Annotated in this window: 19 protein-coding genes; 9 read left to right on the top strand and 10 right to left on the bottom strand. The window is 44.1% G+C overall.

The window, feature by feature from the left end; genetic code table 11:
- The first annotated feature begins 18 nt into the window (after window positions 1-18).
- Both KJ365_RS12210 and KJ365_RS12205 read left to right on the top strand, forming a co-directional pair.
- A complete protein-coding gene (locus KJ365_RS12210) occupies window positions 19-2,691 on the top strand; it encodes an ATP-binding protein (RefSeq protein ID WP_214451952.1) in 2,673 nt (890 codons plus the stop codon).
- Entirely contained in the window at window positions 2,688-4,025 is a 1,338-nt protein-coding gene (locus KJ365_RS12205; RefSeq protein WP_214451951.1) for a 3-deoxy-D-manno-octulosonic acid transferase, read from the top strand. The genes KJ365_RS12210 and KJ365_RS12205 overlap by 4 nt, the downstream gene beginning before the upstream one ends.
- On the opposite strand, the gene purU is transcribed toward KJ365_RS12205, so the two are convergent.
- A complete protein-coding gene (purU, locus tag KJ365_RS12200) occupies window positions 4,022-4,870 on the bottom strand; it encodes a formyltetrahydrofolate deformylase (protein ID WP_214451950.1) in 849 nt (282 codons plus the stop codon). The two genes, KJ365_RS12205 and purU, sit on opposite strands and share 4 nt — an antisense overlap.
- Window positions 4,871-4,989: 119 nt before the next feature.
- Here purU and KJ365_RS12195 point away from each other — a divergent pair, with 119 nt between their 5' ends.
- Together KJ365_RS12195 and phbB are read left to right on the top strand one after the other, a co-directional pair.
- Window positions 4,990-5,163 carry a hypothetical protein gene (locus KJ365_RS12195; protein WP_214451949.1) on the top strand — a complete coding sequence of 58 codons (174 nt, stop codon included), beginning with the start codon at window positions 4,990-4,992 and terminating at the stop codon, window positions 5,161-5,163.
- Between the two features lie 131 nt (window positions 5,164-5,294).
- Window positions 5,295-6,017 (top strand): acetoacetyl-CoA reductase, encoded by a 723-nt coding sequence (gene phbB / locus KJ365_RS12190; protein WP_214451948.1) that lies wholly within the window; start codon window positions 5,295-5,297, stop codon window positions 6,015-6,017.
- Window positions 6,018-6,099: 82 nt separating this feature from the next.
- Here phbB and KJ365_RS12185 read toward each other — a convergent pair whose 3' ends face one another.
- The 7 genes from KJ365_RS12185 to KJ365_RS12155 all read right to left on the bottom strand — a co-directional run bounded on the left by KJ365_RS12185 (window position 6,100) and on the right by KJ365_RS12155 (window position 12,720).
- Window positions 6,100-7,320, bottom strand: coding sequence for a lytic murein transglycosylase (locus tag KJ365_RS12185; protein WP_250884205.1), 1,221 nt, complete (start codon window positions 7,318-7,320; stop codon window positions 6,100-6,102).
- A 98-nt stretch (window positions 7,321-7,418) separates the two neighbouring features.
- On the bottom strand, window positions 7,419-8,636 hold the full coding sequence (locus KJ365_RS12180; protein ID WP_214451947.1) for a polyhydroxyalkanoate depolymerase: 1,218 nt from the start codon (window positions 8,634-8,636) through the stop codon (window positions 7,419-7,421).
- A 171-nt stretch (window positions 8,637-8,807) separates the two neighbouring features.
- On the bottom strand, window positions 8,808-9,152 hold the full coding sequence (locus tag KJ365_RS12175) for a phasin family protein (RefSeq protein WP_214451946.1): 345 nt from the start codon (window positions 9,150-9,152) through the stop codon (window positions 8,808-8,810).
- 42 nt (window positions 9,153-9,194) lie between these two features.
- Window positions 9,195-9,929, bottom strand: coding sequence for a phasin family protein (locus KJ365_RS12170; RefSeq protein WP_214451945.1), 735 nt, complete (start codon window positions 9,927-9,929; stop codon window positions 9,195-9,197).
- Between the two features lie 192 nt (window positions 9,930-10,121).
- A complete protein-coding gene (gene phaR, locus KJ365_RS12165) occupies window positions 10,122-10,547 on the bottom strand; it encodes a polyhydroxyalkanoate synthesis repressor PhaR (RefSeq protein WP_214451944.1) in 426 nt (141 codons plus the stop codon).
- Window positions 10,548-10,653: 106 nt separating this feature from the next.
- Entirely contained in the window at window positions 10,654-12,429 is a 1,776-nt protein-coding gene (locus tag KJ365_RS12160) for a PHA/PHB synthase family protein (protein ID WP_214451943.1), read from the bottom strand.
- Window positions 12,430-12,468: 39 nt separating this feature from the next.
- Window positions 12,469-12,720 (bottom strand): DUF6489 family protein, encoded by a 252-nt coding sequence (locus KJ365_RS12155; RefSeq protein ID WP_214451942.1) that lies wholly within the window; start codon window positions 12,718-12,720, stop codon window positions 12,469-12,471.
- A gap of 130 nt (window positions 12,721-12,850) precedes the next feature.
- Between KJ365_RS12155 and mrcB the strand changes: the two genes are divergently transcribed.
- From mrcB to KJ365_RS12140, 3 genes are all read left to right on the top strand, one after another.
- Window positions 12,851-15,166, top strand: coding sequence for a penicillin-binding protein 1B (gene mrcB, locus KJ365_RS12150; protein ID WP_214451941.1), 2,316 nt, complete (start codon window positions 12,851-12,853; stop codon window positions 15,164-15,166).
- 219 nt (window positions 15,167-15,385) lie between these two features.
- Window positions 15,386-15,724, top strand: a complete 339-nt coding sequence (glnK, locus tag KJ365_RS12145) for a P-II family nitrogen regulator (protein WP_214451940.1) — start codon at window positions 15,386-15,388, stop codon at window positions 15,722-15,724.
- 26 nt (window positions 15,725-15,750) lie between these two features.
- Window positions 15,751-16,989, top strand: a complete 1,239-nt coding sequence (locus KJ365_RS12140) for an ammonium transporter AmtB (RefSeq protein WP_214451939.1) — start codon at window positions 15,751-15,753, stop codon at window positions 16,987-16,989.
- Between the two features lie 151 nt (window positions 16,990-17,140).
- Here KJ365_RS12140 and KJ365_RS12135 read toward each other — a convergent pair whose 3' ends face one another.
- Window positions 17,141-18,025, bottom strand: coding sequence for a hypothetical protein (locus KJ365_RS12135; protein WP_214451938.1), 885 nt, complete (start codon window positions 18,023-18,025; stop codon window positions 17,141-17,143).
- Between the two features lie 249 nt (window positions 18,026-18,274).
- On the opposite strand from KJ365_RS12135, the gene ggt reads away from it, so the two are divergent.
- Both ggt and KJ365_RS12125 read left to right on the top strand, forming a co-directional pair.
- Window positions 18,275-19,993, top strand: coding sequence for a gamma-glutamyltransferase (gene ggt, locus KJ365_RS12130; protein WP_214451937.1), 1,719 nt, complete (start codon window positions 18,275-18,277; stop codon window positions 19,991-19,993).
- Window positions 19,994-20,018: 25 nt separating this feature from the next.
- Entirely contained in the window at window positions 20,019-20,975 is a 957-nt protein-coding gene (locus tag KJ365_RS12125; protein ID WP_214451936.1) for a Dyp-type peroxidase, read from the top strand.
- A gap of 27 nt (window positions 20,976-21,002) precedes the next feature.
- On the opposite strand, the gene KJ365_RS12120 is transcribed toward KJ365_RS12125, so the two are convergent.
- Window positions 21,003-22,055 (bottom strand): adenylate/guanylate cyclase domain-containing protein, encoded by a 1,053-nt coding sequence (locus KJ365_RS12120; RefSeq protein WP_214451935.1) that lies wholly within the window; start codon window positions 22,053-22,055, stop codon window positions 21,003-21,005.
- Between the last annotated feature and the right edge of the window lie 2 nt (window positions 22,056-22,057).

Genomic DNA, 22,057 nt, shown 5'->3' with positions numbered 1-22,057 from the left:
CGCTGTGGAAATACCATTTTGTCCATCCAGACAGACTTAGCCTCGCACATTACGCAAATATTTGACGCCTGTCCGAGCGCTATTTTAGTGATAGATTCAGACGCAAAAGTCCGTTTTTGTAACGCTGCAATAGAGAACCTTTTGGGCTACTCCCCTCAATATATGCTACAACAAAACATTTCCATACTTGTACCCCAAGAGTTTCGTAAGCATCACCATGAGCATATAAAGTCGTTTCAAGCCTCTGCGATACCTAGGGATATGGGGAGCGGCGATGTTTTTCCAGCGTTACATAAACTAGGACACGTTGTACACGTGTGTATTGCACTTAGGCCATTAAGTTTAGATGGGAAGGATTATACAGTCGCGACCATTACGCAGTCTGAATTGTTTAATGACATGTCTAACTCACTGCGAAACTCTGAACAAAAGCTTAAAGACCGCACCGTTCAAAACCACCAGCTTATGACAGTGGCTACAAATGCTAACGAATCGGTATTGTTGTTAAATGAAGTTGCAGACATTACTTGGTTGAACCAGACCGCTGAACATTTTTTTCAAGATCAATTTGGCTTGCAATTGGGGCAGTCATTCTTAACATTTTCACAGCACGCAAATGATGTCGAGCAATGGGAGCAAGTCTCATCTGCTCTTCATTCTGGTTTGATGAACAGCGCCGAGTTGCAGTGCACCACCGTCGACAATCAAGAGTATTGGCTACAAATCATTGTGCATCCGATGTTTGAACAAGAGCATTTGCAAGGTTTTGTGATTTATGCAAAAGATACGACTGCGCAACGAGAATTAGAAACTCGCCTGCAAGAAAACAATGAGATTCTTGAAGCAACCGCGCGTATCGCTAACCTCGGTTTTTATTCTCTTGATATTAAAACAAATCAGGTTATCTGGTCTGATCATGTTTATCATATTCACGACCTGCCCTTAGGCACACACGTTACCGTAGAAGAAGCATTTGAATTTTATGCGCCAAGTGCAAAGCCATTGATTATAAAAGCTGTTGAGGATTGTATCACCTCGGGTGAACCCTTTGATTTGGAGTTGCCATTTATTACCGCCAAAAAACGCGAAATATGGGTAAAAGCGGTGGGTTATGCTGAATATGTGGATGAACAACCGGTAAAAATTAAGGGCGCGTTTCAGGATATTTCCCATATGCGTCTTGCGGCACTAAAAGCCAATCAGGCGATGCGAGCGAAAAGTGCATTTTTAGCTAATATGAGTCATGAACTGCGCACACCCATTAACGGCATTATGGGGTTGTCGGACTTATTGCAACAAACATCCTTGTCTCAAACGCAAATAGAGTTTACACAAATGATCCAACGAAGCGCCGAGGAACTGCTGTATTTGGTCAATCAAGTGCTTGACTTCAGCAAGCTAGAAGCGAATAAACAATCTTTAAAGAATACGACGTTTGACTTGCTATTATTGATGAAAGAAAGCCTCTACATTCACAAGGTCGCGGCGCAAAAGAAGGGGCTTACCTTTACGGTAAATATTGACAGTGATGTGCCAGATTTAATGGTAAGCGATAAGGAACGTCTCAAGCAGATACTCAACAATTTATGCAGTAATGCGATCAAGTTCACTGAAAAAGGCTCAATTAAGGTCGATGTTTCTCGGCCAGATGAAGAAAGTCTAAGTATTAGCATTACCGACACAGGTGTGGGAATCGCTGACAGTGATATTTCAAAGCTATTTAATGAATTTGAGCAGTTGGATTCGAGCTTTTCGCGCGAATATGGTGGCACTGGCTTAGGACTGAGCATTACGAAGCAATTAGTCACCTTATTAGGCGGTAAAATCCATGTGGTAAGCCAATTGGGCCAAGGCAGTGAGTTTGCTTTCTCACTGCCCATTGAGCAAGCGATATCTCGTGAACAGTCCGCCTTAAACTCATTGCAATTGCCCGCGATGATTGTATTAATCGCTGATGTAGCCCAGCGAAAGATGTGGGAAGCGCTAGCCGAAAATTATCGCCTCGATATAAAACTTGTGGACTCTGGCCGAGCACTTATTTCTGTTTTAAAAAGCGAACAAAAATGGCGTATCGTGACTATTTTTGGCGATTCTGCAAAATGGACGATGGATACGTTGATACCGTCGGTCAAACGTGTGATGCGTGAACATCAAAGCCTGTATTGGTTATTAGCTGAGCCTAACACATATGTAGACCAAAAATGGAGAATGACGAGTCTCAAGCATACGTTCGAAGATTCTTCTAAATCGGTCGAACAAGCGATTGTCAATGTAGCCAATCATTATCAAAAAAATAGTAAGGTCAATATAAATAGCTTAGAGGGTAAACGCATTCTGATTGCCGAAGACAATGAAATCAATCAGGTCGTATGCCATGAAATGTTACAGAGTTTCGGTATAAAGACAAAAGTGGCAAACGATGGGCTAGAAGCATTAGCGTTACTTAACACCGGCGAGTGTTTTGATATGATCATCATGGACTGTCAAATGCCGCGTTTAGATGGTTATCAAGCCACAAGTAAGATTAAGCATCATAAAAATGAAAAAGTCAGGCAGCACACCATCATTGCAGCGACTGCTCATGCTCTACAAGAAGATATACAGCGCTGCTATGATGTGGGCATGGTAGATGTCTTAATAAAACCGTTTACCCACAAACAGCTGATGGACATACTCTTACGTAATTTATGATTAAGCCCTACAAACCAACATTCATTTTTACGGCTATTCGTTACATGTACACAGCGATGTTGCTTGTAAGTCTGCCCTTATTATTTGCATTGATGAGAAAAAAGTTACGTCTGCCAGTATCACATTCAGGCATGGCGCATCGCCGATTTAAAGAGCGTTTTGCGTTAATGCCAAAAAACATAAAGCCCAATGGTATTTTGGTACATTGTGCCTCGGTGGGGGAGGTCAATGCAGCGCAAAATCTAGTGCGATATTTAGTAAAGCACTTTGCTCATTTGCCCATTACCGTTACGACTAGCTCTACCACCGGAGCAGTGCATGCTTTTAACCTTTTTAAAGACGGTGTTCAGCATCATTACTTGCCTGTTGATTTGCCCTTTACGATAGGGCGCTTTTTAAAGGTTCTTTCGCCTAAATTAGTATTGGTGACTGAGGTAGAAATTTGGCCGAATATGCTAACAAAATGCCGTCAGCGCAAAATACCCGTTTGTTTAATTAACGCGCGTTTATCCTCGCAATCGTTACCAACATACATGCGATATCGTGCATTTATGCGCCCGGCGCTTCGCCATTTTACTTTTGTCTGCGCGCAGAGCCAAAGCTCGTATGATAATTTTTTGAGCCTCGGGGTGTACAAGCCACAGCTTCGGCTGACACAAAATATGAAATTTGATTTAACAGCGGACGCCGCAGATACACAAAAAGCACAGGAGCTTCGCCATCGATTTTTTGATGACAAGGCGCAAATTCTGGTAGCGGCAAGTACCCATGATGGTGAAGAGAAGTTTATGGTTGAGGTGTACAAAACCTTACGAAAAGAATTTGAGCACCTTTGCATGATGGTTGTGCCGCGACATCCTCATAGATTTGATGATGTGTACCTTATCTTAAAGGCCGCAGGTTTATCTGTGCAACGTGCATCTGCTGCTGTCAATGATAAAGACCAAACAGCGGATGTGGTGTTGATTGATAAAATGGGCTGGTTGAAGGCATGCTATGAGCTCTGCTCGTGTGCTTTTATTGGAGGCAGTATTGCGCCTAAAGGCGGGCATAATGCCCTTGAATGCGCACTGTATGCTAAACCCATGGTGATGGGCCCTAGTACATTTAATAATCCATCCATCACTCAATACCTACAGACTCAAGGCGCGCTGTTTGTGGGTGAATCAGTGTCTCAGCATGCAGAGGTATTGAAGACATGGCTATCTGAACCAGCGCTTGCAAACGAGGCTGGTATGAAAGGAAAAGAAGTGCTTGAAAGAAATAGCGGAGCGGTTGAGGCGACACTTCAGGTGCTTGAGCCGGTGCTACCCCATGAGCATGCGCAGGCTTAATCGAACACTACCGTTTTGTGCTCGCAGATGATCACGCGCTCTTCTAAGTGATAGCGTATCCCATTAGCAAGCGCGTTGATTTCACAACGCTTGCCTTTTCTTACCATATCTTGTGCACTGTCACTGTGGCTAATACGCATGACTTCTTGTTCGATAATAGGTCCTTCATCTAAATCTGATGTGACGTAATGGCAGGTTGCTCCAATCAGTTTGACGCCGCGATCATAGGCTTGCTGATATGGTCTTGCTCCAGCAAAAGAGGGTAAAAAGCTATGATGAATGTTAATCATGCGCCCAGCATAGGCGCGGCATAACGATGCCGGTACAATCTGCATAAACCTCGCTAGGACAACTAAATCAATTTCATATTGCCTTAGGAGCTCTTCAATTTTCACAAACGCGGCAGCCTTATCTTTAAAATCAATATAATGAAAGGGTACCTGATACCACTTTGCATACTGCTCCATACTTTTATGATTGCCAATGATGCAAGGAATATCACAGTGCAGTTCATCGCTATGCCAGCGGTGCAATACATCATTAAGGCAATGCGATTCGTGACTGGCAAGCAATGCCATACGTTGTTTGGTGGCTGAGTGTGTTAAAGACCATGTCATTTCATATTTCTCAGCAAGTACTGAAAATGCGTCTTTGAGTGCCTCTAAATCTATGGAGAGTGAATTTGCATCAATTTCGTGGCGCATGAAAAACCGATTCAAATGCCGGTCGGTATGGTGGCTAGCCTCTAGAATACTGACGTGGTGGGCGGCAAGAAATGCCGAAACAGCGGCAACTAAGCCTACTTGGTCCGGACAGTCGATCACGAGACGAATACTAGATGACACTATTTATACTCCAAAAAATTTAGTAAATCATAGACTTATAAATTGTACAAAAAACAAACTAAACTTAGGCACACTTGTTGCGTAAGTAAGACTATAGTCTCATATTAAAACCTGATAGCATGAACTCATACATCGAAAATGCCTTAGAAACATATTGTGATCAAAGCCAGACGATAATCGCAAGACAAATCGCCTACAGCGCACTGACTAATGCAGGGTTTACTGACCAAGACCTGCAAATTGCCCTTGAGAGCGGAACTGATAACGTTCCGATCATGTTGTTTCAGGCATAAATGTGATCAATATCAACCTTAAAGATGCAAATTAACGCAATCTACTAAAGTCGCATTACAACTGTCATTGCAACACGTTATAAATGAGCGGGTAAGCACACATAACGCATATTTTAAAAGGATACATAGCAATGAGCAGAGTAGCACTCGTTACGGGCGGCACTCGCGGTATAGGCGAAGCCATCTGTACAACCCTAAAAAGCAAAGGATACACTGTTGTCGCAAACTATGGCGGTAACGACGTAAAAGCGCAAGAATTTACTGAGCGCACAGGCATTCCAGCGGTAAAATTCGATGTTTCTGATTTTGAGGCCGTTCAAGCCGCCATTCAATCTATTGAGAGCACTTATGGTCCTGTTGATGTGTTAGTGAATAACGCTGGCATCACACGCGACGGTACCATGCATCGTATGAGCTTTGAGCAATGGGACGCGGTTATTCAAACTAACCTTGCATCATGTTTCAACACCTGTCGCGCGGTGATTGACGGTATGCGCAATCGAGGCTTTGGACGCATTATTAATGTAGGCTCCGTCAACGGGCAAGCGGGTCAGTATGGACAAGTTAACTACGCTGCAGCTAAATCGGGTATTCATGGGTTTACAAAAGCACTCGCCTTAGAAGGCGCAGGCAAAGGCATTACGGTTAACGCGATTGCCCCTGGTTATGTTGACACCGATATGGTTCGCGCCGTGCCACCTGAAGTATTAGCAAAAATCATCAAAACTATTCCGGTTGGCCGATTAGGTAAGCCTGAAGATATTGCCAATAGTGTTGCGTTTTTAGTGGATGATGAATCTGGCTTTATTACCGGTTCAACGTTATCTATCAATGGCGGACAACACATGTACTAAGGCGAACGTCTTGGATATATGCAGTATTAAAGAGGCCCTCAAGCGCGAGGGCCTTTTTTATGCGTTTGGTTATTTATTGCAACTAAAGCGCAGACTTTTCGCGCAAAAGGGTGACAGTCTCTTGAGAGGGAAAACCATCGGCAATCAAATTATTGGCTGTTTGAAATGCGCGTAAACCCTTCCTAGTGGCTGGACCGATAATCCCGTCGGCGCCTCCTACATCAAAACCCAGCGCATTGAGTTGACGTTGTACACTCGCCATTTGCGCAATGCTGTAAGTAGGTAAATCAGGCAGTGGAGCAACGATGGCGTCTTGACCAATGATACGGTTAGCCAATTGGCCCACCGCAATGCCATAAAATTCAGAGTTATTCCAACGCAGTATGGTATTGAAATTAGCATAGGTTAAAAACGCAGGCCCAGATGCGCCTGCGGGGACCAAAAGCTTTGCCATAATGTCGCTATCGCCCAGTGACTCACCATCTGCTTTTGTCACACCTAACTGAGCCCATTCATTCACGGTTTTGCGCTGACCACCGCTTAAAGCATAGTCAAAATTACTTGGTAGCTTTACTTCTCGTCCCCAACGCTGACCAGGAGTCCAACCTAACTTCCATAAAAAATGAGCGGCTGACGCGAGTGCGTCTTTTTCACTTTCCCACAAATTCACCACGCCGTCACCATCACCATCAATCGCATAATTGGTATAGGCTGTTGGCATAAACTGAGTATGCCCCATCGCACCGGCCCATGAGCCCTGCATTTGGGAGCGACTTAGGCCTTCACGATCCATCAGCTTTAAAGCTAAGAAGAGTTCTTGGGTAAAAAACGTGGCGCGTCTAGGTTCACAGGCCAAGGTTGCCAGCGAATCTAGGGTAGACATATTCCCCTTGTATCCGCCGTAGTTGGTTTCTAATCCCCAAAATGAAATAAGATAGTGGCTAGGCACTGTGTACTTTTCGTTAAGCGTTGCTAAAAATGCTTTATGCTCTGCGTATTTTTCACGGCCTTTATCAATGCGCCATTGATTGACGCGCTTTGAAAAGTAAGAGGGGAAAGTCGATACAAATTCAGGTTGAGAGCGGTCAAGTTCAATGACGCGCGGGATGAACTGCATATTTGCAAACTCTTGTTCAGCGCGCTGTGAGGTAACACCCGCTGCAATCGCTTCGGCTTTTTTTTCGGTTAAACAGGCATCGAACTGAGATTTTTGCTGGGCGATATAAAGTTGCAGCTCATTCGCTTGGGTTTCTAAGCAACAAAGCGCTAGCGCAATTATCCAACCGATATGTTTTATGTTCAAAGTAGCGCCACCATTTGTGTAATATGACTTTAGAGCCAGATTAGCGAAACTCGTTCACCAGCACAAATGAAATTCGCAAAGAAAAAGGGCTTTCGCCCTTATTCATATTTATGGATAAACTCTGTCACGATGGGTCGAATATTTTTGCGATACATCGAACCACTGAAAATCCCATAGTGTCCTGCGCCAACTTGTACGTGGTGTTTACGCATCGACTTTGGAATGTTCTTGCATATGTCTTGCGCGGCTTCGGTTTGCCCTAAACCACAAATATCATCATTTGCGCCCTCAACGGTGAGCAAAGGGGTATTATCGATAGCGTCAAAGTTTACCACTTTGCCTTGATACGTAATGGTTTTGTTGGCAACTTCATTGTTTTTAAAGATGCGCTCAATAGTCTCTAGATAAAATTCTGCCGGCATATCTAAGACTGCCATGTATTCATCATAAAATGCACGGAAGCGATCCGCATCTTCATCTTCACCAAACAATAAGTTTTGGAAATAGTTTTGATATTTTTGCATATGGGCTTTTTGATTCATCGAAATGAATCCACCTAATTGCATAAATCCTGGATATACTTTGCGGCCTTGCCCAGGGTAGCCTACAGGTACCTGCATGATCGCAACATTTTTATACCATGACATGGGACGACTGTGCGCAAACTCATTCACACGGGTTGGATTTTTCGTGGTATCCAAAGGACCGGCCATGAGCGTCAACGTTTTTGGTGTGTTAACACTTTTTTCTTCTGCCATTACTGCCGTTGCAATTAATGCTTGTACGGTAGGTTGACATATTGCAATTAAATGCGTGTCTTCCCCTAAAAAGTTTAAAAACTCGATCAGGTAAGAAACATAGCAATCAAAGCTAAACGGGCCGTCTTCAAGTGGCACTTCGCGGGCGTCTGCCCAGTCGGTGATGTACACTTCGTGATCTGGAATAAGGGCTTCAACGGTACCCTTTAATAAGGTGGCATGGTGACCAGATAAGGGAGCGACTAAAAGCACTTTATCTTTATTGGAATGACCGATACGCTTAAAGTGCATAAGGTCACAAAAGGGCTTTGAAACCACTATTTCTTCAGTGACTCTGAATTTTTTGCCTTCACTTTCTATTTCTTCAATATTGAATCCGAGCTTGTCGTATCTGCGAGTGACTCGCATCGCGGTTTCAAGCGTTGCTTTGGTTAATCTGCCTGTCCATGTATGAGAGAGTGGGTTTGCCGGGTGTGAAACAATATCGTTTACTAGGCTCAATCCTTCGTTCATTACTTGTCCTGTGCGGGCAAGATAGTCGTAGGCCTGATAATTCATTTTGGTCTCCTAAAATACATTTAACACATTTCAGATTTAGCAGCGCAAATAAAGAGGCGCGGATAAAAAAACTCCAACCACAAGCCAAAAGGCTCAATGGTTGAAGTTTCTATTGCAGTATACTCAACGTAGAGATACTAGTACACATTGAGAGCATTGCTAAGCCTAAGCTTATTTAGCACCTGCAGTCATTTTAGTAGTTACTTCTTCGCTGATATCTTTAAGCATTGCACCGGCTTTTTGCTGAGCACCAGACACTAAGGTGTAAGTTTCTTTAGCAGATTCGGTGATAGTCTCTTGAAGCGTTTCAAGATATGCTTTTTGCGCTTCAGCAAGGCTCATTACGTCTTTTTGCTGGCCAGCAGTTTCTGCAAAAGATACACCGCTTGATAACAAAGTAGTGAATAATGCATTTTGCTTTTCAGCAAGTTCTTGTAACGTGCTCATGTTTAATGTAGCAAGTTCAGTAACAGGCTTAAGTGATGCTTTAAATTGTTCGTTGAATTGTTCTAACATGATGTTTCTCCAAAATTAAAAGTAAAGTAGTTAAGGTATAAATTAATCGTTTTTAGTGGAATCTGCTTTAACATCCGCAGGGCTTAGTTCAGCTACCTTTTTCTTAGCCGCTACTTTTTTAGCAGGGGCAGGCGCTTTGGTAGCCGCGGGTGCTGCAGTAGCTTTTTTAGCTACTGGAGTTTTCTTTGCAGCTGCTTTTTTAGCAGGTGCTTTTGAAACAGGTGCTTTTACTTCGACCGCTGGCGTAGCAACAGGCTTCTCAACTACAGGCGGTGTAGCCTGTGGCGTAACCGTTTTAGGCGCTGCGGTTTTAGCTACTGGCGCTTGTTTAGCTACTGGCGCTTTTTTGGTAGCCGCTGCCTTTTTAGGTGCAGGCGCTTTTTTTGCAACAGTAGCTTTTTTTGCAGGTGCTGGCGTTACCTTAGCAACCGCTTCGGTAACCACCGCTTTAGCATCTTCAGTCGCATCAGCGAAGCTCGTTTTTACTACATCTGCTACGTCTTGACGCATTGCAGAAAGTGCAGAATAAGTCGTTTTAGAAGCGCTGGTTAAGCGCTCTCTTACCGATTCAGCGTATACAGATTGTGCAGCTAGCATATCCTTTAATTCGGTTTGGTCATTTAATGCAGAAAGTAATTTAACGCTGTCTGTCATAACGCCAGAAAAGAATACGGTTTGTTGCTTAGAAACTAGCTCGAGGGTTTTCGCATTCATTTCTAGCAGAGTGTTCGCTGGTTTTGTAGATTTTTTCATTTGCTCTGAAAAGTTACCAAACATGATCTTGACCTCATTGAAATTTAAATTAAGTGCGAAATCACATTTTGCTGCACTGCAACATCGCTGATGTTCAAATAATAGCCAATACAGAAGAAAGATCAAGGATTATTTTGTTGCAGTGCAACATTTTTTCTTTGTTGAAGGGTGAAAAGCATCTGGCTGATGCTTAAGGCATTGAATTATATGGATTTATTACTTTTTACGACTTTTGTCGTACTGCCAGGCCTCCATGTTTTTTTCCATCATTTTAGTAAACAAACCGATGGGAGAATTATCTACCATATTTTTCATCATGCCCTGCATTTTATCTTGTTGATCGATAAATTGTAGGATGCTCTGTTCTAAATACTGGCGCACAAACACCTGCATGTCACTGTCGTAAAAACGAATCAACTGCTTTAACAATACATCGGTTAACAGCGACTGGGTTTCGTCTGTTTCAGATTCGCTAATAATTTGCAGCAGAACGCTTTTGGTAATGTCGGCTTCAGATTTTGAATCAATGATTTTAAACTCGTCACGCTCATTGATAAGTGTTTTTATAAATTCGAGATTGACGTATTGGCTTTTTGTGGTGTCGTACAGGCGACGGTTGGGGTACTTCTTTATTAGGATCATGTTTGGCAGCGGCCTTAGTCTATGCGTTAACTATGCGTTAATTGACTAGGCAGTATTGCTTCAACGCGCGGCGCCGCTGCACAATACTGCCTAGTTGGTCATCATATCATTCTAAACGTTTAAGTACATAGCTTCCTGGCGCAGCGCCTAAACTTGGGAAGTCTTCATGACTGCCCGGGGCCGGCATAGCTTTGCGCTTACCAGAGTGTGGCTTGAGCCATTTGTGCCAATCTTGCCACCACGAACCTGCTTGTTCGGTAACGCCTTCAAACCATTTTTCAGGTGTCTCTTCTAGCGTATCGTTTGTCCAATGGGGATATTTACCACCATTGGTTGGATTGATAACACCCGCAATATGTCCTGAGCCTGCTAATACAAAACGAGTATCTCCTGAGACTAGCTTTGTGCCCTCATAGGCGCTTTTCCATAATACGATATGGTCAGCGACAGTGGTAAGGAAGTAGGTAGGCACATCAATGTTGCCTAAATCGATTGGCACACCATCAATAACAATTTCTCCTGGGTTTTTCAGTTTATTTTCCCAGTAGGTCAGACGCAGGTATTGTTTAAAGCACGCTGCGGGAATATTGGTTGAATCGCTGTTCCAATATAAGATATCAAATGGCGCTGGGTCTTTACCCTTTAGGTAATTGTCGATGAAAAATGACCAAAACAGTGAGTTTTCACGCAATAAACTAAAGCTCATTGCAATGATGCGACCATCAAACACTCCTTTAATTTCGGCGTTTTGTTCTATCATTGGCAACATATCTTCAGAAAAGTAGTTACCCACTTCACCAGGCTGTGAAAAGTCTAGCAATGTCGTCAGTAGAGTCAGTGAGCCAATGCTCTCATCACCAATGCCACGAAGATACGCGGTGGTCATGGCAGACAGAGTGCCGCCTACACAAAACCCAGTTAAATTGACTTTGTCTTGTTCGGTAATTTGTTTGACCGCTTCAATCGCTGCAAGTGGTCCTTTGCGCATATAATCGAATAGGTCGTTATCGCCTAACTCAGAGTCTGCATTGACCCAAGAGATCATAAATACGTTATAGCCGCTGTCGAGCAAGCCCTTCGCTAGCGATTTTTTCTCCTCCAAGTCCATGACATAAAACTTGTTAATAAATGGAGGCACCACAAGTGCGGGAATACTGTGTTGTGTCTTGCCTGTTGGCGCATAATGAATCAGCTCAATGAGTTCATTGCGATACACCACTTCTCCAGGCGTGTAGGCCAAGTTTTCCCCTAATGTAAACGCGCTGGCATCGGTCTGACGCATTTTAAATGCTTCAAGCGGGCTTTCTTCTAAATCTTCTAAATAGGCTTGCATGCCTTTAATAAGCGACTCGCCTTTTGTAGCCAAGATTTCTTCGCATACATCGGGATTGGTTAACACAAAATTTGTAGGAGATAGTGAGTTTACATACTGACGCGTAAAAAACTTCGCTTGGTCTTTATGACGTGGATCAGCAAACTCAATAGAGTCGATGGTATTGGTAAGCATTTCTGCGTTAATCAAGTACGACTCTTTGATATATCGATAAATGGGGTTCTCATCCCACTGTTGATGCGAAAAGCGCTTATCTTTTTTACCTTTAGGGGCTGCGCTTTCGATGGTTTCGCCCATCATTACTCTGCTGGCTTCTTGCCATAGCTCAGATTGCTTTTGCAGGTAAGAGAATTGATGTTGCATCAGCTTGTTTGCATCAATCTTGGTTTCACCCGACAATAGTTCATTTAAGCGTTCTTGATTAAAAGGGTTCGGGTAACTCGCTGCGCCGTCACCTCCAGAGCGATGCAAAATATCTTGCGCCATCGAATTGAATACGGTCGCGTATTTTTCTAAATAATGGAGTACTTCGGTTTCATCACTTCCCATGATATGTCCTTTGGTGCTATTGCACACAGTTTGTATAGCTTATTCTTTGGATTTTTGAGGCTGCATTTGCCCTTGCATAAAATTCGCCATCATATTCTGATACGCTGTAAAGCCAGACATTCCGGTTTCTAATGAAGGCTTGATGAACGTTTCAAATGCAGATTGAGGATCTTGTTGGCATTTATTTAATAAGTCTTCTGTTAATGACTGATGGATATCGCTAAAATCAGGTAAGCCAAACATTTCGCGTGCTTCAGCAGGGGAAAGTTCAATATTGACGGTCACTTTCATCGGTAGCCTCTAATATGCATGTGTTGAACTTTCAGACTAAGGAAGTGCCACACCATTGTCTAGTCTTATCGACTAAGGTATCAATAATAAATAAGGCGAATGCAATGCCGGCAAAAGGTTTAAAAATATTTTGAAGATACGTGCTGTATTATTTGCGCCATTTAGGTGGATTAAGCGTCATTTCGTTAAACTCAGCTTAGTGATCTTGGCGGTACTGATAAGCTACCTAATTTATATTGATGCACAGGTCAAAGAGCATTTCTCTGGCAACAAGTGGGAAGTGCCTGCGCAAATCTATGCACGGCCACTTGTGTTAACGTTAAATCAAGAAATTACCCCTAGCGAAGTGCAAGATGAATTAGCCTTGCTTGGGTATAGACAAGTTGCTGATGCACAGAATGTCGGCGAGTTTAGTCTAGGCAAAGACCGATTAACCGTATTTAGAAGGGCGTTTGAGTACGCCGACATGCAGGCACCAGAGCGCGTGCTCGATGTGCGCTGGTCTGATGCGCGTATTTCCTCCCTTGAATTACTCGACACACAGCAACAAGCACGAAGCGTAATGCTTGAACCTTGGTTAATTTCTCGCCTAGTGGGTGGATTATCTGAAGATCGCATGTTGATGCAATATGAAGACATTCCTGAGTTATTAAAAATTGCTCTGATAGAGGTCGAAGATAAAGATTTTTACCAGCATCACGGTATTGCCCCGCTATCTATTATTAGGGCATTGATGGCCAATATCTCGGCTGGGCGCACAGTCCAAGGCGGGAGCACTCTTACTCAGCAATTAGCAAAGAACCTTTACTTGACGCGAGAGCAAACCTATACGCGTAAGCTCAAAGAAGCAGCCATGGCATTGGTAATAGATGCTCGCTACAGCAAAGATGAAATACTCAATGCGTATTTAAACGAAGTCTTTTTGGGCCAAAACGGTGCGGTTGCCGTGCATGGGTTTGGTTTGGCTAGCCATTTTTATTTTAATAAGCCGCTTCAAGAACTTGAACTAGTGGAAATCGCGACGTTAGTAGGCATGGTTAAGGGGCCCAGTTTTTACCATCCGATTCGTCATAAACAGCGAAGCACCGAGCGCCGAGATCTTGTGTTACGCATTTTATTTGATCAACAATATCTAACCTCAGACGAGTATCGCAGTGCATTGGCGCAACCGCTGGTGACGTCGTCAAGCCCGTCTCTCGCCTCCGGTGAACATCCAGCCTTCATGGATAAGGTGTCAGATGAGTTGTATAACGTTGTGCCTGAAGTGTCCACGCGATTGTCGGGTGTAAAAGTATTTACCACGCTTGATGTGAATGCTCAGCTGCGGGCCGAGAAGGCGTTGGTGGAGCAAGTTCAAGCTAAAGCAATCGCCAGAGGGCTGCCTGATTTAGAAGCCGCGATGGTTGTGAGTGATATCGCCACCGGCGAGATTCGTGCGATGGTGGGTGGTAAGCGCCCAGAGTTTGCAGGGTTTAATCGGGCGTTAAATGCCTATCGGCCCATTGGTTCTTTAATAAAGCCGGTGGTGTATCTTGCGGCACTAGAAGATCCATTTACCTATAATTTAGGCACACGTTTAGCAGACAGCCCCATTGAATTTGACGATAAAGAAGGGCAAAAGTGGCGACCACAAAATGCAGATAAAACCTTTCGAGGCGAAGTGTCGCTGCTTGAAGCGCTGACGCAATCGTACAATGTGCCTAGCGTGGTGTTAGCAGATGAAATGGGCTTTGACGTGGTTGTAGCTACCTTACAACGTCTTGGTTACAACAAGTCGGTAGAGCCATTGCCATCGGTTTCACTTGGCGCCGTTGAAATGTCTGTCTTGGAGGTAAATCAAATTTATCAAGTAATGAGTAACAACGGCGTATTAAAGCCCTTGCACGCACTAAGTGCAGTTACCACGCATGATGATCAATTATTATGGAAGCGCGAGGATGTCTCGCAGCGCCGGGCCGATGAAGACGCTAGCTATATCCTCAACTATGCGCTACACAAAGTGACTCAAGAAGGCACAGCAAAAGCAGTTGGTGAAACCTTCAAGACGATTAATATGGCAGGAAAAACCGGCACTACAGATGATTATCGAGACAGTTGGTTTGCTGGTTTTGACCGTAATTTAGTTACTAGCGTTTGGGTCGGTAATGATGACAACTCGCCGGTCAATATGTCTGGTGCCAGTGGCGCGCTGCAAATTTTTATCGATTTTCAAAAGCAAAACAAACCTAAATCATTGTCTCGGCGCTTTCCTAGCACCTTAACCATCGCGCATTTTGATCAGCTCAGCGGCGCAAACATGCAGCCTGGATGCGCTAATGTCATGAGCGTACCTGCGATTGCGTCTGCCTTAGAGCCTGGCCTACAGTGCGCTCAGTCGCGAGAAAATGCCACTAAGCCACCGCCTAAGAAAAAGCGCTCATGGTTAGAACGAATCTTTGATTGGTAGATAACCAAGCTTACCCGTTATGTAACAATCCCTATATTGGACCATTTGCACCAAAACGGTGCTTGTTTCCCTGTTTTTGGCGCTGCTGATTTAATTAACTCCATGAAATATATGCTGTTTTCTAATTGGCATCGCTTTTGTATTGCTTCCCCCTAGAACCACATTAATACACATACATTCAACCTAAACAGCAATACATTCAAAAAGTAGGAGCACACTATGAAACTAGTCACTGCAATCATTAAGCCTTTCAAGCTTGATGATGTTCGTGAAGCAATCTCAGAAATCGGCATAGATGGTTTAACCGTGACTGAGGTAAAGGGCTTTGGACGTCAAAAAGGACACACCGAACTTTATCGCGGTGCGGAATACCAAGTCGATTTTCTTCCCAAGGTAAAACTCGAAATAGCGATTCAAGATGACCAAGTTGAAAGACTGGTTGAAGCCATCGTAAACGCTGCCAAAACCGGCAAGATTGGTGACGGTAAAGTTTTTGTTTATGACCTTGAACAAGCAGTACGTATTCGTACTGGCGAAGCTGACTCTGACGCGTTGTAAGACGCTAACCCTTTTGGAGAAATACTATGGAAATCACATTTGAACTAGGGTATGCACTCGATACCTTTTATTTTCTAATTTGCGGCGCTTTCGTTATGTGGATGGCTGCAGGTTTTACCATGCTCGAAGCCGGTTTGGTTCGTGCGAAAAATACCACTGAAATACTCACTAAGAACATCGCCCTTTACTCAATTGCCTGCATTATGTACATGGTTTCAGGCTATGCGATTATGTACGGTGGTGAATTTTTCCTAACCGGTATTACGGGTGACGGTGCTACCGGCGTTGCAGAAGACCCAGCAACTTACGCGCCTTCAGCAGACTTCTTCTTCCAAGTAGTATTTGTTGCCACCGCAATGTCGATTGTATCGGGCGCGGTAGCTGAGCGTATGAAGCTTTGGTCATTTTTGTTGTTCGCAGTCGTTTTAACTGGTTTCATTTACCCAATGGAAGGTTCATGGACATGGAACGGCGAAGCAGTGTTTGGTTTATACACGCTAGGCGACTTAGGCTTCTCTGACTTTGCGGGCTCAGGTATTGTACACATGGCAGGTGCGGCAGCAGCTTTAGCAGGCGTGTTAGTGTTAGGTGCTCGTAAAGGCAAATACACTGCAGATGGCAAAATTAATGCTATCCCAGGTGCTAACTTACCCCTTGCAACATTAGGTACATTTATCTTGTGGATGGGTTGGTTTGGCTTTAACGGCGGCTCAGTGTTAGCAACGGCGACTGTTGAATCAGCAAATTCGGTAGCGGTAGTATTTATGAATACTAATGCTGCAGCGGCAGGCGGTTCAGTAGCTGCTCTTATCCTAGCGCGTGTGATGTTTGGTAAAGCTGATTTAACCATGGCCCTTAATGGCGCTTTGGCTGGTCTAGTGGCTATCACTGCAGAGCCTTCAACACCAACAGCATTACAAGCGACCATATTCGGTGTACTTGGCGGTATCTTGGTAGTCTTCAGTATTGTTGGTTTAGACAAAATGAAAATTGATGATCCAGTAGGCGCAATCTCTGTTCACGGTGTTGTTGGTTTGTTAGGGCTTTTACTTGTACCAATCACAAATGAAGGTGCTAAATTTAGCGGCCAAATCATCGGTGCTTTGACTATATTTGTATGGGTATTTGTAACCAGCTTTATCGTTTGGTATGTGATCAAACTTGTAATGGGCGTCAGAGTCTCTGAAGAAGAAGAGTTCGAAGGCGTTGATTTAAGTGAGTGTGGTCTAGAAGCTTACCCAGACTTTACGCAGTCGCGCTCTTAGGCGACGAGTTAAGCAATGACTTACTTAAGACAATAAGAATAAAAAATAAAAATAAGAATAACAGCTAAGTAAGTTGCCAACGACAGTTGGTCTATTAAACAACCCCGCATTTGCGGGGTTTTTTAATGCTGAGGTTTAAAGTTTGAACGCGCTACATTTGGTTTGCTTGCAAGCTTTCAACAACCGCTTTTATTTCTGCATACTCTGATTCCGCATAGGGTGCTAAGTGAGCTTGTAAGTACGCCTCTTTTCCGTATAGCCCTTTGATTGCTTGGTTTATTTTATTGAGATAGTCCGCTGAGTCGGGATGGCGATTACACATCATATATCCAACTGTATGACTCTCTAAATTTGCCATGCGATATTGTCTGAAAGTAACCGTCGGATTGTCTTGAAGGTAAGCATGCACCTCACTTGGAAACATAAGCGCATACTGTCCGCGTCCGTAAAAAAACAGTTTCGACAATACATTATGCGGTACCGTACCTTCCCACTCGATAGTCGATGAGGAGGGTAATTTGGCAACTTGTGCATCGAGCGTATCTCCATAAGAGAAGCTTGAAATAATAACAAAAAGTGCCTGGGGCTCATAAGTTGCAATGGCGTTTAACGATTTCACGTGTCCATTATCATCTAGCACTTGCCTTGGAAGTGGCGGTAAGTCCATTTGTTGATACAGCTTATAATGCAACATAAAGTAAATGGGATCCGAGAACAAAAACTGTTCGGCACGCTCTTTTGTTTTGAAGCGATATGGGGTGCAAGCAGCGTATTCGTTCTGTTCAAGAATTAATGCTTGGCGGTTAAAGGATTTTAAGTGCAGTTGTTTAGGCAGGCCAACCTCAGCAAACAATAAGCTATAAACGCTCGAGATGGTGCCCACGCCTTGTTGGTTTGTTACTTGTTCAATGAATGACGGGCTGTCGGTCATCACAACAACCTTATCTTCATCTTCGACAGCAAAGATGCTTAGGCTCACAGGGAGCATAAGCATCAAACAGGCGATGCGTTTTGCCATTGGATTGCATACATTCATGTTTTTAAAAGCCTATTGTATGGGCGCATTGGCCCTCAATCATGCAAAAATTGAAAGTAACGCGCTGTCTTGCGCACTAACTATGTATTTCAATGTATCGGCAGAATGCACCAAGCTGTAATTGAAAATTATAAAGTGGTCGCGTTTATTGCGTTTACTGCGAGGGTAGGTAAACTGAATAGTTGTTTTTTGGGTATCTATTACTAGCCTCAAACCTAGTTCAAATAACAACAATTTAGTGAGCTTCCAATGACCTCTATCAAGCACTGCTTTAAACAGAGCCTTAAATTAGTATCCGTTTCTATTATATTCGCAGCGAGCGTTTCAACCTCATCCGCATACGACCGCATCACCGGCGAGCCTTTTGCGACACGCTCTGAGGTCATTGCTCAAAATGGCATGGCAGCGACGTCTCAGCCCCTTGCAACCCAAGTTGCGCTAGACATTCTTAAAGCAGGCGGTAATGCAATAGATGCTGCCATTGCGGCAAATGCAATGCTTGGGCTTGTTGAGCCAACCGGCTGCGGGATTGGTGGCGATTTGTTTGCCATCGTGTGGGATGCTGAAACGAGCAAGCTGTATGGCTTAAATGCATCTGGACGTTCGCCACAAAGCTTAACCATGGAGCACTTTAAAGAAAAAGGTCTCGATAAAATTCCTAAATTCGGTCCATTACCGGTGTCTGTGCCTGGTGCAGTAGACGGCTGGTTCATGCTCAGCGAGCGTTTTGGCTCAAAATCGATGCAAGAGTTGCTCGCTCCTTCTATTCAATATGCAAAAGAAGGGTTTCCGGTAAGTGAGCTTATTGCATACTATTTTGAGATGAACCAAAAGCGTATTGGCGACTATCCGGGCTTTGAAGAGACCTTTACTATTAATGGGCAAACCCCCAGAAAAGGCGAGATTTTTCGAAACCCAGCACTTGCTGCCACCTACGAAAAAATAGCCACAGGTGGTCGTGACGCCTTTTACAAGGGCGATATTGCGCGCACCATTGGTGCGTTTATGCAAGAGCAGGGCGGTTTCTTAAGTTATGAAGATATGGCAGCGCACTACTCTGACTGGATTGAACCGGTTTCGAGCAACTATCGCGGCTACGATGTTTGGGAGTTACCGCCAAATGGTCAGGGAATTGCGGCACTGCAAATACTCAACGTACTAGAGTTATATGATCTAGAAGGGATGGGACATGATTCGGCTGAATATGTACACACCTTTGTTGAAGCAAAAAAGCTCGCCTTTGAAGACCGGGCCAAGTTTTATGCTGACCCGAATTTTAATGAAATTCCCGTGGATTGGTTAATTTCAAAAGAATATGCAAAACAGCGCCAGCAGTTGATTTCACCAACCCAAGCGGCACAGAGAGTGGATGCAGGGAAAAACGATGGCGATACTATCTATTTAACCGTGGCCGACAAATTTGGCAACATGGTCTCGCTGATACAAAGTAATTATCGCGGAATGGGCTCTGGCATGATCCCAACCGATCTTGGATTTGTGTTACAAAATCGTGGTGAGATGTTCGCGCTGCAAGAAGGTCACTTTAATAAATACGAGCCAAATAAGCGCCCCTTCCATACCATTATTCCTGCATTTGTGACACGTAACAATGAGCCTCTAATGAGCTTTGGCGTCATGGGCGGTGGCACTCAGCCACAAATGCATGCGCAAATTATCATTAACATGATTGATTTTGGGATGAACCTACAAGAAGCGGGCGATGCACCGCGTATACTCCATTCAGGCTCTAGCACGCCAGAGGGAGATATTATGACCGATGGTGGCTATATCAGCCTAGAATCAGGCTTCTCACAAAAGACACGCAGAGAGCTGATGAATAAGGGACATGTGCTTCGAGATGCAAATGGAGCATTTGGTGGATACCAAGCTATTCTCTTTGATCAAAAACATCAGGTATACTATGGGGCTTCAGAATCGAGAAAAGACGGTCAAGCCGCAGGATATTGATCTCATTGAATAGACCACATTGCTTATGACGCAAACACAAAAAGGTATTTGCGCCGAACCTAATCTACACGCTCAATTTTTATTGTTTAACGTGGTGGACGACGATATGCCAGCAGTACGTAGCAAGTTGTCCGCCTGTTTAGACTTATTTGATTACTTCGATGAAGAGCATTATGAAGCCATGGTCTCGGGCGTGATAGGCATTGGCAGTAACTTTTGGTCAGAGCTATATCCCCAAGCTACCCCTCGCTCACTTGCTCCTTTCCCAGATATGCAAAGTGAAGACCGCTGTGCGCCAGTTATTCCGTGTGATTTATTTATACAAATTCGCGCTGACCGGCTCGATATATGCCACGCCATTGGTATTAGGGTAATGGAGTTGCTCAAGCTACATACCGAATTAGTCGAACAAATTCGTGCCTTTCGATATCTAGATGGGCGAGATCTCACCGGCTTCATTGTTGCTGACGATAATCCCCGAGGTATGAAAAAGTTTGAAATTGCCACGGTAGGTGATGATGACCCGACATTTGCCGGTGGTAGCTATATTCATGTTCAGCGCTATCGGCATGATATGACACGTTGGCAGGCGCTGTCTGAAAAACGCCAACAGGATATTATGGGGCGTACGAAAGAGCATAACTTACCGGTGGTTGATTCAGGCTTGTCGTCTCATAGTTTTCGTACCCGTATTACCGGCGCAAATGGTGAATACCCTATCTTGCTCAATCAGAGCATGCCGTATGGGAATATGAGTGTGCAGGGGCTGTATTTTGTATCGTGTGCCAGCCATCCAAATGCCTTTAAGAACCTTTTGCATAGCCGTATTTACGGTGATCAGAACGGGCACTATGACCGCTTGTTAGACTATTCTAATGCAGAGACAGGTGCTGCTTTTTTTGCGCCATCGATTGCGTTTATCAAACAACAGGCGCTGGTAACAGAACACGATAATCAACAAGAAGTTGAAGACAGTGAGTAGTGCACGCCACCGGCCAGCTTACAAACGCTAGATTCTGACTAAGCCATCCCAAGATTTATCGGCAAGTGCCTGTTCACATATTTTTATATGATGAACAATCGCTTGATCCCCTGGAAAGTCGTTTAAACATGACGTGAAGTGGGCAAGTGCATTGTCTAATTCGCCTTTGTCTCTTAGGGCCATCCCGGTTTGTATTTCTTGTGCAGCTTTGAGTTTTTGTGCCTTTTGAACGTCGGGCAAATGAGAAAGCACCTCGACTAAAGGCACGTTTATCGACTTCCCTTTAAATCTAACCACATCAAGTAAGCGATACTCGTAAGGCCGTTTTGTGTTGGCTAATACAATTGTCGTCTCGCTAGCGAGAATATCCGCATCGAAGTAACTTGAGAGGCTTTCAATACGTTGGGCAACGTTTACCGTGTCGCCAATAACAGTGGTATCCATTCGGTCATCTGAGCCAATGGTACCTAGCACAACGTCACCGAAGTGCAAACCGATCCCGTTCTTTACTGGAGGGTAGTGGCTATTGGCTCGGTGATCATTGTACAGTGCTAACGCGGTTTGTATTTCTAGGGCAGCGTTTACCGCATCCGATGCCTTAGTAGCATCGTCCCCTTGCGGGCTGTCAAATAGTGCCATAATGGCGTCACCGATAAATTTATCGATAAAGCCATGATTTTGATGAATAGGTGCATTCATCCTTAAAAAATAAGAATTGAGAAAATGCATGAGTTCTTGCGGAGATAGGCGCTCCGATAGCGAGGTAAAACCGCGTATATCGCAAAACAGCACCGCAACATTGTCCTCGTCAGCGCGCCCAAGCTCAAGACTTTCGGAGCCAGACTTAGCAAAATGCTCAACAAATTGCCGCGGTACAAACTTTTGAAACGTTTGATGCAAGCGCATAGCTTCATCTGCTTTTGCTTCTATCGTTGCATCTAACTGCGCCTGCCGACGACTGTACTCAGCCTTTTGATCTTGTTTAGCATCCTCTGCCTCGGATGACGTGCGAAAAAGAATGATCGTCACGCCAATAGCATAAAGCGTTACAACGCCTAACAAAATCTCCAACAAGTACATAT

This window comes from Glaciecola sp. XM2, from assembly GCF_018595715.1.
Lineage (GTDB): Bacteria > Pseudomonadota > Gammaproteobacteria > Enterobacterales > Alteromonadaceae > Glaciecola.
This window is presented reverse-complemented; position numbering and strand designations above follow the sequence as displayed.